The organism is Mojavia sp. (assembly GCF_059505145.1).
This window is the reverse complement of sequence record NZ_JCACKA010000064.1, coordinates 17,875-32,931: the sequence shown is the minus strand read 5'-3', so window position 1 is coordinate 32,931 and position 15,057 is coordinate 17,875. Positions and strand designations below refer to the sequence as shown.

Sequence of the window (15,057 nt, the reverse complement as noted above, 5' to 3'; positions counted from 1 at the left end):
GCTTGGGAATTAAGGAGATAAAACTTATTTATGGCTTTACTTAGAGGAACTAACGGGGCAGACAGGCTTGAAGGAACCGCTTTGGCCGATCAAATCTATGGAAGTAATGGTAACGACACCTTGCTTGGGTTAGCAGGAGATGACTTCCTTCAGGGCGACCAGGGCAACGACCTACTAGATGGTGGCGATGGCAATGATCGTCTCTTTGGCGGTCTTGATACTGCTAACGATACTTTACTGGGAGGCGCAGGTAGCGACTACCTCGATGGAGGAGGCGGTAACGACAGTCTTGACGGTGGGGATGGTGATGACAATATTCAAGGCGGCCAGGGTAACGATACTATTTTGGGCGGTGCGGGTAATGACACCATATCAGCAGTTAGTGGTAGCGACTTCATCGACGGTGGCGATGGTAATGACTTCATTCAGGGAGCCAGTGGCAGTAGCTTGACAGGCGGAGGGGTAGATACACTGCGGGGGGGTGCAGGGGACGATACCATCCTTGGCAATGGACAGAGTGACCAACTCTATGGTGACGATGATGATGACAACCTGGATGGCGGTGGAGATGATGATTACCTGGATGGTGGAAGCGGAGATGATTCCCTCGACGGCAACATAGGTAATGATACCCTAATTGGTGGGGCTGGTAATGACACCCTGAATGGCAACAGTGGAACTGATATTGTTGATTATTTATCAAGTACAGCCGCAGTCAATGTCAACTTGGCAACTGGTACTGCTAGCGATGGATTTGGCACTACTGATACGCTAATTAATGTTGAAAATATCGCTGGTTCTAATTTCAACGACACCCTGACTGGCAATACCGCGAATAATCTTCTGCGTGGCAATGCTGGTAATGACAGCATTAATGGCGGCGCTGGTAACGATACTCTGGCTGGGGGAGCGGGTAATGACACCCTCAACGGAAGTGATGGTTTTGACCGGGCTGACTATTCCTCCAGTACAGCCGGAGTTACTGTTAACCTGGCAACTGGTACAGCCAGTGATGGGCTGGCTGGAACTGATACACTCAGTAGTATTGAAGAAGTCTTAGGTTCTGCTTTCAACGACATCCTGACTGGCAATACCGCGAATAATTTCTTTATCGGCGGGGCTGGCAATGACACGATAAATGGCGCTGCTGGAACAGACCGTGTTAGCTATTCCTCTAGTACGGCGGCAGTTGTTGTTAATTTGACGACTGGTACAGCCAGTGATGGCTTGGGTGGTACTGATACGTTGAGCAATATTGAAGATGTAGCAGGTTCGAGTTTCAACGATACTCTAACTGGCAATGGAGGCAATAACACTTTTATCGGTGGAGCTGGCAATGACACGATAAATGGCGGCGCTGGCACAGACCGTGTGGATTATTCCTCCAGTACAGCCGGAGTTACTGTTAACCTGACAACTGGTACAGCCAGTGATGGGTTAGGTGGCACTGACACGCTAATTAATATTGAAGATATTATCGGTTCCACATTGAACGACGACCTGACTGGAGATGGAGGAAATAACCTCTTTGTTGGCGGCCCTGGCAATGACACGATAAATGGCGGCGATGGCACAGATCGGGTTGATTATTCTTCCAGTACAGCCGGAGTTACTGTTAACCTAGCAGCTGGTACTGCTAGCGATGGGTTTGGGGGGACGGATACTCTCAGCAATATTGAAGAAGTCTTTGGTTCTAGCTTCAATGATAGCCTGACCGGAAATACTGGCAATAACCTCTTTGTGGGAGGAGTTGGCAATGATACTGTGAATGGAGGCGACGGTACTGACCAAATTGATTATTCTTCTAGTATTGCAGTTGTTACAGTTAACTTGACTACAGGCACCGCTAGTGATGGATTCGGTAATACTGATACGCTATCGAACCTTGAAAACATAGTTGGTTCTAATTTTAACGACAGCTTGACTGGAAATGCTGCTACTAACTCATTAAACGGCGGTGCTGGCAATGATACCCTCCAAGGGGGCGCTGGCAATGATACGCTGAATGGAGGTACTGGTAGCGATCGCGCCGATTATGCCTCTAGTACCTCAGCAGTCAACGTTGACCTCACAGCAGGTACAGCCAGCGATGGCTTAGGCGGCACTGATACCTTAATCGACATAGAAGAAGCTTCGGGTTCCAGTTTCAACGATACCCTCGTTGGCAATACAGGTAACAACTTCCTTAGTGGCGGGTCTGGTGATGACAGCTTAAATGGAGGTGCTGGCAATGATACCCTCCAAGGGGGCGCTAGTAATGACACCTTCAATGGTGGTGATGGAATTGACCGGGCAGATTATTCCTCCAGTCTGGCAGGAGTGACTGTTAGCTTGGGGACGAGTACAGCTAATGATGGATTCGGTGGTACGGACACGCTGATTAGTATTGAAGAAGCCGCAGGTTCAAGCTTTGACGACAACCTCATCGGCAATGATGGCAATAACCTCTTTATTGGGGGTGGCGGCAATGACACCATTGATGGCGGACTTGGGATCGACCAAGCAGATTATTCGTCTAGTACCGCAGGCGTTGTCGTTAATTTGGGAACCGGAACTGCCAGCGATGGACTTAGCGGTACTGATACGCTGAGTAATATTGAAAACGTAGCTGGATCTACCTTCGTAGATAGGTTAATTGGCGGGACTGACAATAACCTATTTATCGGAAATGGTGGCAATGATGTTCTAATTGGCGGGGCTGGCAATGATGTCCTCGTTGGTGTTGGGACTGGCAGCAGAAGTGCTTCTATTAGTATCGGTAGTTTTGGTAATCGAGGATTCCAAGAATTCGATGTCTTAGCTGGCGGAGCCGATAATGATCGATTTATCCTGGGAGGCAGTAATGAATTTTACTACCTGGGCAGTGGCGGTAATGTCAGTAATGGTAGTGCGTTTGGTGACTTTGCCATTATTGGCCAGGAAGGCGCTACGGCTGGAGTCTATGCAAAAGACTTTAATGCGGGCGATGTGATTCAGGTGCAAAAAGGCTTAGTATACAGAGTCCAGCAGACAGGTCAAGATACATATATTTACGGGACTAGCACTGTTAGCACGTCGCCAACTTTCCTTGATTTAATAGCGGTTGCAGTCGGAACGTCCCTCAGTGAAGTTGCAGGTAGTTTACGAGATCAGAATGGCGCTAATCTTGCATTCGCAGGTCAAGCTACTAGTGGAGGTGTTCCAGTTATCCAATGGTTCAGTTAACTCGATATAACCACAAATTAACAGGAAAAGCAAAATGGATACAAGCAAAAAATACAACCAACAAATGGAAATCAATGATCTGATTGCTGATGCCGTTACTAATGCGGTAACCCGCAGAGGGTTATTAGGAACAGAAGAAGGTTTGTTAGGTTTATCTGATCACGAAGCTGCAAGTATTGCGGGTGGTTTGACTTCAGAAACTACAATCACAAAGTTAAAGCCAATTGACCCAGTTATAGCTGGGATGATTGCGTTACCAGATGATCCTCCAGTTAAGCCAATTTGTGAACCAATTATAGTTGGGCTAATTGCTGTAGATCCTCCTGAGGAAATTGCCTAATTTTTAGCCTTCAAGCGTTAAAAATTCTCTTCCGGTGGAGGTTCAAGGAATGGAAGATACTACTACTGCTCAGACTACCCTTTGCCCTAGTGCTAAACCCGAATTTGTGGATGCTGTTGTCTTCGGCGTAGTTGCTGGAGCAGCAGCAGCACCTCACATAGCTTATCTCAAACAACCTCTGCCCATCACAGATGAACTGCTGGCAAAGGCTAGCCCAGTTACACCCGCCGAAATTTTTCGCGCGGCCACATCCTGCGCCCAATTGGGTTGTCAGCATTTTGATGGCAAAGATTGTCGTCTAGCAATGCGAATTGTTGAGAAATTGCCTGCGGTAGTAGAACAACTACCACCTTGTTCTATCCGCCGAGATTGTCGCTGGTGGCAGCAAGAAGGCAAGGCAGCTTGTATGCGATGTCCGCAAATTATCACAGATAACTATTCTCCATCTGAGCAGTTACGTCAAGCAGCAGATCCTGCTATCAACTTGCAAAGTTAATGTATTCCTAACAAAGGCTGATATTCAAGGAGACAGTAAAAATATGTCTTTAGCAATTTTTGAGAAAGTTAAAGAATTCCTCATTAGAATAGCCAAAGATGAAGCTTTCCGCAGCCAACTAATGAGCGAGAAAGTAGAAGAAGTGAAAAAAGCTCTAGAAAATGGTGGTTATAAGTTTTCTCAGCAAGAATTTGAAACAGCTGCTATAAAAATATTGGAATTAAAAGAACTAGGCGAGTTTCATGAGCTTAGTGAAGAAGAATTAGTAGGTGCTTTTGGTGGTCTCAGAAAGTTCGATAGTGATATTCAACCGCTATACGGCGTAATTTACTGGCCTCCCGATGACGAGTATCCCAAACCCTGCCCAGAACCGATCCCACAGCCACAACCTATGTATGGCATAGTAATCTACGACCCACCTGTACAAGCAATGTACGGTGTAGTTGTAGCAGATTTAGAACAGTAATCCAATACAAGGATTAAGGTATCTGTAAGGTGAGCATTATACTGTAAAACCTAAAATAAACGCGGAATATAGTAGTTAATGTCCACCTTACATATATTTCAAAAATCAGATAGTAATTCCATAATAAAAACTTCTCTGCTTCTAGGCAGGAAAGAGGTTTTTCAGTAAGTTTCATGACTTTTACAACAAAGTTTCAAGTAATAACAATTTGAAAAAGGCTCATTAGTAAAGTATGCAGATAGCTGATTTATCCTATATAGAAAATGTTCTACAACAAGAGTTGATTTTAGGTTCTGATGGAGTACTCGTGATGTCTGAGGCATCAGCTACAGGGCTAGAGACTTTCACTTTTGCTATTTCATATAGTATTACCGAAACTTTGTCAGGCAGTAATTCTACATCAGAAGGTACAGGATTTGCTGTGGCAGTTGGCGGTGAGCCTACAGCTACCGTAACAGTCGCAGGTGATGGTGATATAGTAATTCAAAAAATTAAATCTAAACTCTTTCAAAACGTTGCTACTGCAAGTGGTTTTATCAAAACAATTAGTCTCTGACTTTTCACGGTAGATTGAGGATTCCTTGCAAAAAGTCAGCACTCTAAGCAACTAAATACGCTCCTCCGAATTTAACCATTATCCGGTTCAAGCCAACTTCTAAAACCGAGATTGAGAATTAACCTATGAAATACCACCGCAAAAGCTACGCAGTTTGGGAGATTACCTTAAAGTGCAATCTAGCTTGTAGTCACTGTGGTTCTCGTGCAGGGCATGAGCGCACCAAAGAACTTTCCACAGAGGAGGCTTTGGATCTTGTCAGGCAGATGGCAGAAGTTGGCATTAAAGAAGTTACTCTCATCGGTGGTGAGGCATTTCTGCGTCCAGACTGGCTAGAAATTGCTAAAGCTATTAATGAGGCAGGGATGCTATGTGGTATGACTACCGGCGGTTATGGCATTTCCTTAGAAACTGCACACAAAATGAAAGCCGCAGGAATTAAAACTGTCTCAGTTTCTATTGATGGCTTGGAAGCAACTCATGACCGTCTACGGGGTAGGAAAGGCTCTTGGAAATATGCATTTAAAACCATGAGTCATCTACGAGAAGTGGGCATTGCCTTCGGTTGCAACACCCAAATTAACCGCTTGTCAGCACCGGAGTTCCCCAGCATTTATGAGTGTATTCGTGATGCGGGTGCGCGTGCTTGGCAAATTCAGCTGACTGTGCCAATGGGAAATGCCGCTGACAACGCAGATATCCTTCTCCAACCCTATGAACTGTTAGATATTTACCCCATGCTCGCCCGTGTTGCTCGTCGCGCCTACCAAGAAGGTGTGCAACTTCAAGCGGGAAATAATATTGGTTACTACGGCCCTTATGAACGACTGTTGCGGGGGCGGGGAAACGAGCATGAATTTTCATTTTGGCAAGGTTGCGGTGCTGGGCTTTCTACCTTGGGAATTGAAGCTGACGGAGCAATTAAAGGTTGTCCCTCACTGCCTACTACTGCATATACAGGTGGTAATATTCGAGAGCGATCGCTGCATGACATTATCAACAATACAGAACAATTACGCTTAAATCTGAGAGCAGGAACACCTGAAGGTACAAAACACCTGTGGGGTTTCTGTAAAACCTGCGAATTCGCCGAACTGTGTCGTGGTGGTTGCAGTTGGACTGCCCATGTTTTCTTTGACAAGAGAGGTAATAATCCTTACTGTCATCATCGCGCCCTTGTCCATGCAGCAGAAGGCTTGCGCGAGCGTGTAACGCCCAAAGTAAAAGCCCAAGGTCTGCCTTTTGATAATGGAGAGTTTGAGCTAATTGTGGAGCCTATAGACACTCCTTTGCCAGTAAACGATCCATTACATTTTACTGCTGACAGCATTCAGTGGTCTGAAAGTTGGCAGCAACAAACAAAAGTTTCTTACTCGCTAGCAAGGTAATAGATTATGGCTGACAATTCAGAAATTACCACAATTCCCGAAAAAAGCACTGGTCTTGAGCCATCACCAGCTCAATCAGAGAACATTTCCCTGCTTCCACGTTCAGCTTGGAACAGTCAATTAACTCAATTGAAAGTGCTATTAAAAGCGAAGCAAGCCCTAGACAAAAGCGCACAATTGAATCTAGAGATATCAAGACCAGATAGCTAAACGACAGCCAACACGAGTGTTCAATTTATTAGATTTTTAAATTTTTTTGATGGAGTTCGTAAATGAGCAAATTTTCAGCAGAGAAACTCTCCCACAAAATAAACAGAGGCTTTCATGTCATCAGAAACTATCTTTTTACAATCGACTGCTCCAAATCCCAATCCCAATCCTAATTTTGCTAACGCTCAAGGATTTGGCCTTGTCTATAACTATAATCAAAGTGCTTCAGGAAGTTTAACTGATGCCCAGACAAAGACATTGGTAAAAGGTGGGGTGGCTGTTGCGATCGCTGAAGCTGGAGCACAATTTTTTAACAATGACCCAAGTTTTTCAGCACTGTTTACTGACAGTACTGGCATTGGATTAGATGGTGCTTATGCGGGAAGTGCCAATAGTAAAACGAAGGTGGTTGCTAGTTTTGCAGTTGGCGCTAATCAAACCTTCTCTTTCGATTTTTCAGCCGATTTAGCACTGAAAGCTAAAGAAATTGAAAATCCCAATGTTGAATATAACCAGGCTAAGTCAAAAACCGCTTTCTTGGTATTAGACACAACAAATCCCAATAAACCCAAAGTGTTAGATTATTTTGGGATGCGGGGTAAGTTAATTTCCTCTAAAATCAGCGATTTTACGCTTGGCAGTAGTGGTAAATTTACTATTACCAGTCGGGAAAAAACTACTGATCTTAATGGCAACAATGGTGAGGACTCCCTAACAGCAAAGGCTATTGGCAGTTATCAGAGAAAGTTTAAAAATAATACAAATATAACGATAGTAGAAATTAATGCCAGCGCTGTTACTTTTTTGGGAGATACTTTAATCAAAAATTTAGGTAAAGATGTTATCTATGGCACGATTCGGAATGATAATCTGACAGGAAACAACGGTGCAAACAAAATTTATGGCAGCTTGGGGAATGACAAGCTGGATGGACGCAAAGGTGATGATATCCTCGAAGGCGGTCAAGGCAATGATTGGTTAAATGGAGGCGAGGGCAATGATAAAATCCACGGCAGTTTGGGTGATGACACGCTGATTGGTGGTCGTGGTAGTAATGTTTTGGTTGGTGGCGATGGCTATGACAAATTTGTTTTTAACAGTGGTTCTAGCTTGTTGAATGGTGAGTTTGATGTCATTCAAGACTTCCAAGTTGGTATCGATAAGATTGTATTTAAGGGTTGGGGTTCTATTAACACTGATACATGGTTAAATGAGATGTTTTCTCAAGGTAATATAACTGATACCCCTGATGGTACTCTTTTTAATTTTAATGTTGGAAAAACTCAAGGAGAATTACTGCTTTCAGGCGTGAGTTCTAGCTTGATTAACTCTGAATCGATAATCTTTAGTTAGTGTTTATTTAAGGCTAATTACAGGGCAAACGCGTCTGAAAGTATAAAGATACTTTTTAGACAATGATTTTAATAGTTAATGTTTTAAAATGTTTATTTAACAAAATTTTTGTCTAATAAGTGTTTCAAACTTTAGACACGTTTACCCTTCTAAAGAATTTAAAATTTATACATAGTTCTAGTAACTTGATACCAACATAACTTAAACATGAATATTAGATATTTTTTAAAACCAAATGTTAAATTTTTCATAAATATGGTGATTTATCAGTATAAGCCATTAAAAACAGAGGAAGCTTATAAACCAGCTATTACCCTAGCCAAAATGCGACATCAATTCTTAATAACCTAGACTAAATATTAGAACAATAAAGTAATCTTAGTGAAGCGATCGCTTGCTATCACAAAGCTATAGAACTCTAACTCAACTGCAATGAATATATCTTTAGCAGAGAAACCATACGATAAGATTAATAAACAGAGGCTTTCATGTCATCAGAGACTGTATTTTTACAATCAACTGATTCAAATTCTAGTACCAATCCTAATTTTGCTCAGGCGCAAGGATTTGCTCTTGGCTCCAACTATAATCAAAGTTCTTCAGGAGCGTTAGTTGAAGCCCAGACACAAACATTGGTGCAAGGTGGGGTGGCTCTTGCTATTGCAGAAGCTCAAGCAGTTTTTTTTGAGAGCGAGCCTGTTTTTTCATTACTCTTCACTGACTCTACTACCATTGGTCTAGATGGTACTTATCAGGGAAATGCCAATAGTACAACGAAAGTGGTTGCTAGTTTTGCAGTTGGCGCTAATCAAACCTTCTCTTTTAATTTTTCCGCAGATTTAGCACTGTCAGCCAAAGAAATAGAAAATCCTAATGTTGAATATAACGAAGCTGAGTCAAAAAGTACATTCTTGGTATTAGACACCACCGAGCCTAATAAACCGAAGGTTATAGATTTTGTTGGCTTGCGAGGTAGTTTGATTTCCTCGATGCAATTCGGTGATTTGATATATGGCGGTAGCCGTAACTTTACTATTAATAGTTATGACAAAGCTAGTGATGTAAACGGTAATAATGGTAAAGACTCTCTTACAGGCCAAGTTACTGGCAGTTATGAGAGAAAGTTTACAAAAGAGACGACCATAACATTAGTAGAAATTGATGCGAGTGCTGCTATTGCTTACGGAGATAATTTAATAGATAACTTGGGTCAAGATGTTATCTATGGCACTATTGGAAATGATAATTTGAAGGGAGACAATGGTGTAGATAAAATTTATGCGAGCTTGGGGGATGACAAGCTGAATGGACAAAGAGGCGATGATATCCTCGAAGGTGGCCAAGGTAATGATTGGCTAGATGGAGGCGAGGGCAATGATCAACTCAATGCTGGTGGCGGCAAAGATGTCCTGACTGGTGGTCGTGGTAGTGATGTTCTGGTTGGTGGTGAAGGCGCTGACATATTTTTTTATCAACGAGGTAATAGCTTGCGTGATGGAGAGTTGGATATCATTCAAGATTTTCAGGTTGGTACAGATAAGATTGTATTTCAAGGCTGGGGTAATATTAATACTGCTACATGGTTAAACGGGATGTTGTCTCAAGGCAAAATAACCAATACCAATGATGGTCTTCTCTTCAACTTTAATGATGGCCCAACTCAAGGAAAGATTCTACTCACTGGTTTGAATTCCAACCTGATTACTGCTGAATCCATAGAATTTATTTAAAACTAATTGCCCTTTAAGAAAACTCTTAGGCAAGGCTAACCTACAAAACTAAATATCACAATTTGAATCGATATTTACAATACTAATTTATTGTGCATTTTCTTAACATACACTTTTGAAACTTTAAAAAAGCTATGGCAACTACTTTAAATGTTGATTCTTTGCCTGAAGTTGTAGGTGTTGATAACGTAACCGAAATCCTACAAAAAGCTGTTCAATATTACCAAGCTAATCGCTTAACTGAAGCTGAGAAGGCTTACCGCCAAGTTCTAGAAATTCAGCCTGATCACCCGGAAGCATTTTATGGATTAGGCATACTGTCCCAAAAAATGGGTAATCATCAGGCGGCTGAACAGTTGTTGAGTAAAGCGTTGCAATTTCAACCTGATTCAGTTAAAATCTGGTTTACTTTGGGAAATTTACGCCAATCGCAAGAGCAATTGAGCGAAGCTGCAAACGCATATCACCAAGCTCTAAAATTGCAACCAGATTCTGCACCTATTTATAACAATCTGGGCTTTACTTTGCAACAACAAGGGTTATTTGACGAAGCAATTAACTACTATCGCAAAGCCCTAGAGTTAAAGCGGGACTTTATGGAAGCAGAAGCGAATTTGGGCAATGCACTTCATGCTCAAGGCAAGCTTTCCAGTGAGCAAAAATTATACTATGCAAAATTAAATAATAAGTTGGCGATCGCTCGCAAAAAAGCAGGGGATTTGAAGACTACTGTTGCTTATTACAGACAAGCGATTAGTTTGCAGCCAGACCAAACAAACACCTATTTGAAATTGGGAATGACCCTGCATGAGCAAGGTCAGGTGGAGGAAGCCGAGTCTGTGTTTTACCAAGCCCTAGAACTGAAGTCAGACGGGGAAAAAGCTTATTTAACAGGACTGATTTACCAAATCCAGCACCAACTTGATAAAGCTGTGTCGGCCTACCGCAAAGGGTTAATGTTGCTGAATCCGCATTATGCCCAAGCAGTAAGCAGTTCCAGTAGCGCTCAAGTTTCTGTGTTCAACTTAGATGAACACATTCCCCCACCAATCCAATTTCAAGAAACGATTATCGGAAAATATAGTTTCCCTACTATTCCTCCAGTGCCAAACTCCGAAGAAGCAAGACCCTTCTGGAGTGTAGTTATTCCAGTTTTGAACCGTCCAGAATATTTCCCCGAATGTCTGGCCAGCGTACTGGCGCAATGGACAGGGCCGGAGGACATGGAAATTCTGGTTTTGGATAATGGCAGTAACCCACCCTTATTTGAAATTCCCCATGGGTTCGGAAAGGGCATGATCCGTTACTACCGCTTTCCGAAAACTGTACCATTACAGCAAAATTGGAATACAGCCGTTGCTCTGAGCCGGGGGCAGTGGATTCACCTGCTACACCATGATGATTATGTCCTGCCTGGTTTTTACGCTCGATTGAAAGCAAGCTTAGAAAAATGTTCCGAGTCCATAGGAGCAGCTTTTACAGGCTACGAAAATATTGATGAAAATCGAGAGGTTGTCTTCTCTCAGGAACATGGCTTAAAAGAGTATCGAGGTGTAGTTAAAGATTGGGTAAAACGGATTGGCGTTTCCTGCCCACTTAGTCCCCCATCTGTAGTCATTCGTCGCCTAGCTTACGAAAAACTGGGAGGCTACAAACTAGACCTTCCTTATACCTGCGACTGGGAATTCTATAAACGCGTAGCCGTGTTTTATGATTGGTGGTACGAACCAGGTATTTTAGCTCATTACCGCCAACACTCCAATAGTGTCACCGTAGCAGAAACTATGGATGGGTCTTGCGGTGCTGCACACCGACGTGCCATTGAAATGTCACAGAGCTATTTACCTGTTGAATCTTGTGCAGCCATCACAGCAAAGTCTCGCACATATCACTTTGAGTGGTGCTTGAGTCGAGCAGTTATACCACTTAAGTTTGGCAACTTGGAAGGAGCTTTGCAATTAATCCAAGAAGCCCTCAAAATTGATGATTCTCCTGAGTCAATTAGGAAATTATTTGTCTGGTTAACAGCTAATGAATTAGCACCAATTCGCCAGCAAATTGTCTCAAGATGCATCATGAATTTTTCCAATAACTGTTTGAAATAATTCAAATATTTTTAACCAACAATTTCAGGAGTATGCAATTATGAAAGTAGGAATTCTTGCAGGGGGATTAGGCACTAGGCTAGCTGAAGAAACAGAATCTAAACCAAAGCCGATGGTAGAAATTGGTGGTCAGCCCATTCTCTGGCACATCATGAGGCATTACTATCATTATGGTTTCAAAGATTTTGTTATTGCCCTCGGCTATAAAGCTGAAATGATTAAGAAATACATGGTGGATTATTCTTCATTAAAGAGTAATCTGACTGTGAATTTAGCAAATGGTGAAATAAAAAGGCATGGTGGTTATCAACTCGATTGGACTGTAGAGTTAATTGATACTGGACTGTCTACGAATACAGGCGGTCGAATTAAGCGACTAGCTCCTTATATGGGTAAGGATACTTTTATGCTGACCTGGGGAGATGGTGTTTCTGACTTGAATTTGCAAGATTTATTAGCCTTTCACCGCAGACATGGCAAATTAGCAACTATGACCGTGGTTCGTCCGCCGGCTCGTTTTGGATTGCCAACGCTGGATGGAGACCAGGTTGTAGAGTTTTCCGAAAAACCTCAAGTCCATGAAGGTTGGATTAACGGTGCTTTCTTTGTGTTAGAACCTGGGGTTTTTGATTATGTTGATAGCGATCGCACTCAGTGGGAAAAGGAACCCCTAGAGCGATTAGCCAAAGACGGCCAGTTGATGGCTTATCGCTACTCTGGTTTCTGGCAGTGTATGGACACCCTGCGAGATAAACATCGCTTAGAAAAACTGTGGGATGGTGGTAACGCACCTTGGAAAATTTGGGAGGATAAAGTAGATGAGAGTATTGGTTACGGGACATCGCGGTTACATCGGAACGGTAATGGTACCCCTGCTGCTGTCAGCGGGATATGAGGTAGTTGGGTTAGATAGCGATTTGTTTAAAGGAAGCACTTTTGGCAGTGGGATTCAAGAGATTCCTGAACTTAAGAAAGATATTCGAGATGTAGAGGCTGCTGATTTGATAGGCTTTGATGCTGTCTTACATTTAGCAGCACTGTCAAATGATCCTTTAGGCAATTTGCGCCCAGATTTAACCTATGAAATCAATCATGCCGCTTCTGTGCATCTCGCAACCTTAGCTAAACAAGTTGGAGTTGAACGCTTTATTTTCTCCTCTTCTTGCAGTAACTATGGAGCAGGTGGAGACGATTGGTTAACTGAAGAATCTGCGTTTAATCCTGTAACTCCCTACGGTATTTCCAAAGTGAAAACCGAACAAGATGTGAGTAAATTAGCAGATGATAATTTCAGCCCAACTTTTTTGCGTAACGCGACAGCTTATGGTGTGTCGCCACGTCTGCGGTTTGATTTAGTCCTCAACAATCTCGTGGCTTGGGCGTTTACTACCGGACAAGTTTATATCAAGAGCGACGGTACTCCTTGGCGGCCAATTGTCCATATTGAAGATATTTCTAGAGCTTTTATTGCGGTCTTGAAAGCTCCAAGAGAGGTCACTCACAATCAGGCTTTCAATGTGGGACGTAATGAGGATAACTACCGCATCCGTGAATTAGCTGAGATTGTTCAACAAACAGTTCCGGGCTGTCAGATTGAATATGCAGCCAATGCTGGCCCAGATAAACGCTGCTATCGAGTTGACTGTAGCAAAATTACTCAAATGCTACCAGACTTCCAACCGCAGTGGAATGCCCGTAAGGGAGCCGAAGAACTATACCAAACTTATCAACGCATTGGTCTGACCTTAGAAGAGTTTGAAGGGCCCCGCTATCAGCGGATTGCCCATATTCAACAACTGCTAAGTAGTGGACAAATTGATGAGACTTTACGCTGGAAACATCCGTCCCTAGCATATTCCCTAGCGGTATGAATTGTTAATAATTTCAGAAGAGAGCTTTTTTATGCTTAACCTAGTTGCTCGCGGCTTGCTACCACCTTGTCGTGCTAATGGTGAGGATGACCTAGAACTAATCATTTCCTTTGGTCATACACCTCTAGCCGATGCCCTACTGACTGAGGAACAACTCAATCAACCAGAATATACGGCTTCTCTGGATCTAGCTTTTTCTCCTAGCAGTGGGCTGTTGCAAATCACCGAGACAGTACCGCCAGAGATTTTGTTTTGCCGAAATTATCCTTACTTTTCCTCGGTATCTCCCTCTCTGATGCGGCATTTTCAAGAAAGTGCTTTAGCAATTATCGAGTCGCGGCAACTTGATGGTAATAGCTTGGTACTGGAAGCAGCTAGCAATGATGGTTATATGCTCAAGCATTTTGTCGGACGGGGTATTCCTGTGTTGGGAATTGACCCTGCCGATGGGCCTGCTGGGGTAGCCCAAAAAGCTGGCGTTCCTACCCTTTGTACCTTTTTTAGTAAACACCTAGCGGTAAATTTACGCAGTGAAGGAAAACAGGCGGACGTTTTTTTAGCCAATAACGTCTTAGCTCATGTGCCAGACTTGAATGGTTTTGTCGAAGGTATAGCGACAATTCTCAAACCAGCAGGTGTGGCGGTGATTGAGGTGCCTTACGTGGTTGACTTAGTTGACCATTGTGAGTTTGATACAATCTATCATCAGCATTTGTGTTACTTTTCTGTCACGGCTCTAGATCGCTTGTTTAGACGGCATGGATTGTTTCTCAATCGAGTGCAGCGAGTTGCTATTCATGGGGGGTCATTACGGCTGTTTGTGGAACATGATGATGCAGCCGAGGAATCGGTAACTCAGCTTTTAGAGCAAGAAATTCAACGAGGTGTAGATAGAATTGATTTTTACCGCGATTTTGGCGATCGCGTCCGGGCGATCAAGCAAACTCTAGGAGAAATTCTCCGGGATCTTAAACAACAAGGTAAGCGAATCGTTGGCTATGGTGCAGCGGCCAAAGCAACAACTTTGTTGAGCTATGTCGGGATTGATCGCCAGTTATTAGATTATGTCGTGGATCTCAATCCACATAAGCATGGACGCTATATGGGCGGTAATCATCTACCGATTTTTTCGCCCGATAAACTTTTAGAGGATCAGCCAGATTATGTGTTGATTCTGGCTTGGAATTTTGCTGATGAAATCATGCAGCAACAAACAGCTTATCGGCAAAAAGGCGGTCAATTTATTATTCCGATTCCACAACCCAAGATTGTCTAGGGATGTACTGATTCTCAATCAGCTGAATTTATCAATTTTTTTATAGCCATCGCTCAAAAGAA

13 protein-coding genes are annotated in these 15,057 nt (G+C 42.9%); all 13 read left to right on the top strand.

The genetic code is table 11. The features are described 5' to 3' along the window. The first annotated feature begins 30 nt into the window (after nucleotides 1-30). On the top strand, nucleotides 31-3,204 hold the full coding sequence (locus AC5JL8_RS14730) for a beta strand repeat-containing protein (protein ID WP_495880532.1): 3,174 nt from the start codon (nucleotides 31-33) through the stop codon (nucleotides 3,202-3,204). A 34-nt stretch (nucleotides 3,205-3,238) separates the two neighbouring features. Beyond that, a complete protein-coding gene (locus AC5JL8_RS14725; protein ID WP_495880531.1) occupies nucleotides 3,239-3,544 on the top strand; it encodes a hypothetical protein in 306 nt (101 codons plus the stop codon). 49 nt (nucleotides 3,545-3,593) lie between these two features. Further along, nucleotides 3,594-4,040: a nitrogen fixation protein gene (locus AC5JL8_RS14720; protein ID WP_495880530.1), complete on the top strand. Its 447-nt coding sequence runs from the start codon at nucleotides 3,594-3,596 to the stop codon at nucleotides 4,038-4,040. A 43-nt stretch (nucleotides 4,041-4,083) separates the two neighbouring features. Further along, complete coding sequence (locus AC5JL8_RS14715; protein ID WP_495880529.1) at nucleotides 4,084-4,506, top strand: Nif11-like leader peptide family RiPP precursor; 423 nt, start codon at nucleotides 4,084-4,086, stop codon at nucleotides 4,504-4,506. Between the two features lie 232 nt (nucleotides 4,507-4,738). Further along, nucleotides 4,739-5,062, top strand: coding sequence for a hypothetical protein (locus AC5JL8_RS14710; protein ID WP_495880528.1), 324 nt, complete (start codon nucleotides 4,739-4,741; stop codon nucleotides 5,060-5,062). 125 nt (nucleotides 5,063-5,187) lie between these two features. Beyond that, nucleotides 5,188-6,450 carry a nif11-class peptide radical SAM maturase 3 gene (locus AC5JL8_RS14705; protein WP_495880527.1) on the top strand — a complete coding sequence of 421 codons (1,263 nt, stop codon included), beginning with the start codon at nucleotides 5,188-5,190 and terminating at the stop codon, nucleotides 6,448-6,450. Nucleotides 6,451-6,456: 6 nt separating this feature from the next. Further along, nucleotides 6,457-6,660 carry a hypothetical protein gene (locus AC5JL8_RS14700; RefSeq protein WP_495880526.1) on the top strand — a complete coding sequence of 68 codons (204 nt, stop codon included), beginning with the start codon at nucleotides 6,457-6,459 and terminating at the stop codon, nucleotides 6,658-6,660. Nucleotides 6,661-6,774: 114 nt separating this feature from the next. Then, entirely contained in the window at nucleotides 6,775-8,013 is a 1,239-nt protein-coding gene (locus tag AC5JL8_RS14695) for a calcium-binding protein (protein ID WP_495880525.1), read from the top strand. A gap of 488 nt (nucleotides 8,014-8,501) precedes the next feature. Beyond that, entirely contained in the window at nucleotides 8,502-9,743 is a 1,242-nt protein-coding gene (locus tag AC5JL8_RS14690) for a calcium-binding protein (protein ID WP_495880524.1), read from the top strand. Between the two features lie 134 nt (nucleotides 9,744-9,877). After that, complete coding sequence (locus AC5JL8_RS14685; RefSeq protein ID WP_495880523.1) at nucleotides 9,878-11,848, top strand: tetratricopeptide repeat protein; 1,971 nt, start codon at nucleotides 9,878-9,880, stop codon at nucleotides 11,846-11,848. Nucleotides 11,849-11,888: 40 nt separating this feature from the next. Further along, nucleotides 11,889-12,743: a glucose-1-phosphate cytidylyltransferase gene (gene rfbF, locus AC5JL8_RS14680; RefSeq protein ID WP_495880522.1), complete on the top strand. Its 855-nt coding sequence runs from the start codon at nucleotides 11,889-11,891 to the stop codon at nucleotides 12,741-12,743. Continuing rightward, nucleotides 12,667-13,719 (top strand): NAD-dependent epimerase/dehydratase family protein, encoded by a 1,053-nt coding sequence (locus AC5JL8_RS14675; protein ID WP_495880521.1) that lies wholly within the window; start codon nucleotides 12,667-12,669, stop codon nucleotides 13,717-13,719. The genes rfbF and AC5JL8_RS14675 overlap by 77 nt, the downstream gene beginning before the upstream one ends. A gap of 31 nt (nucleotides 13,720-13,750) precedes the next feature. Then, on the top strand, nucleotides 13,751-14,995 hold the full coding sequence (locus AC5JL8_RS14670; protein ID WP_495880520.1) for a methyltransferase domain-containing protein: 1,245 nt from the start codon (nucleotides 13,751-13,753) through the stop codon (nucleotides 14,993-14,995). Nucleotides 14,996-15,057: the final 62 nt, after the last annotated feature.

Excerpts from the sequence above, each read along its gene's own strand:
- AC5JL8_RS14700 (WP_495880526.1), top strand. The coding sequence starts at position 6,457 with ATGGCTGACAATTCAGAAATTACCACAATTCCCGAAAAAAGCACTGGT.
- AC5JL8_RS14695 (WP_495880525.1), top strand. The coding sequence starts at position 6,775 with ATGTCATCAGAAACTATCTTTTTACAATCGACTGCTCCAAATCCCAAT.
- AC5JL8_RS14685 (WP_495880523.1), top strand. The coding sequence starts at position 9,878 with ATGGCAACTACTTTAAATGTTGATTCTTTGCCTGAAGTTGTAGGTGTT.
- AC5JL8_RS14670 (WP_495880520.1), top strand. The coding sequence starts at position 13,751 with ATGCTTAACCTAGTTGCTCGCGGCTTGCTACCACCTTGTCGTGCTAAT.
- AC5JL8_RS14675 (WP_495880521.1), top strand. The coding sequence starts at position 12,667 with ATGAGAGTATTGGTTACGGGACATCGCGGTTACATCGGAACGGTAATG.
- AC5JL8_RS14730 (WP_495880532.1), top strand. The coding sequence starts at position 31 with ATGGCTTTACTTAGAGGAACTAACGGGGCAGACAGGCTTGAAGGAACC.
- rfbF (WP_495880522.1), top strand. The coding sequence starts at position 11,889 with ATGAAAGTAGGAATTCTTGCAGGGGGATTAGGCACTAGGCTAGCTGAA.
- AC5JL8_RS14705 (WP_495880527.1), top strand. The coding sequence starts at position 5,188 with ATGAAATACCACCGCAAAAGCTACGCAGTTTGGGAGATTACCTTAAAG.
- AC5JL8_RS14725 (WP_495880531.1), top strand. The coding sequence starts at position 3,239 with ATGGATACAAGCAAAAAATACAACCAACAAATGGAAATCAATGATCTG.
- AC5JL8_RS14720 (WP_495880530.1), top strand. The coding sequence starts at position 3,594 with ATGGAAGATACTACTACTGCTCAGACTACCCTTTGCCCTAGTGCTAAA.
- AC5JL8_RS14710 (WP_495880528.1), top strand. The coding sequence starts at position 4,739 with ATGCAGATAGCTGATTTATCCTATATAGAAAATGTTCTACAACAAGAG.
- AC5JL8_RS14690 (WP_495880524.1), top strand. The coding sequence starts at position 8,502 with ATGTCATCAGAGACTGTATTTTTACAATCAACTGATTCAAATTCTAGT.
- AC5JL8_RS14715 (WP_495880529.1), top strand. The coding sequence starts at position 4,084 with ATGTCTTTAGCAATTTTTGAGAAAGTTAAAGAATTCCTCATTAGAATA.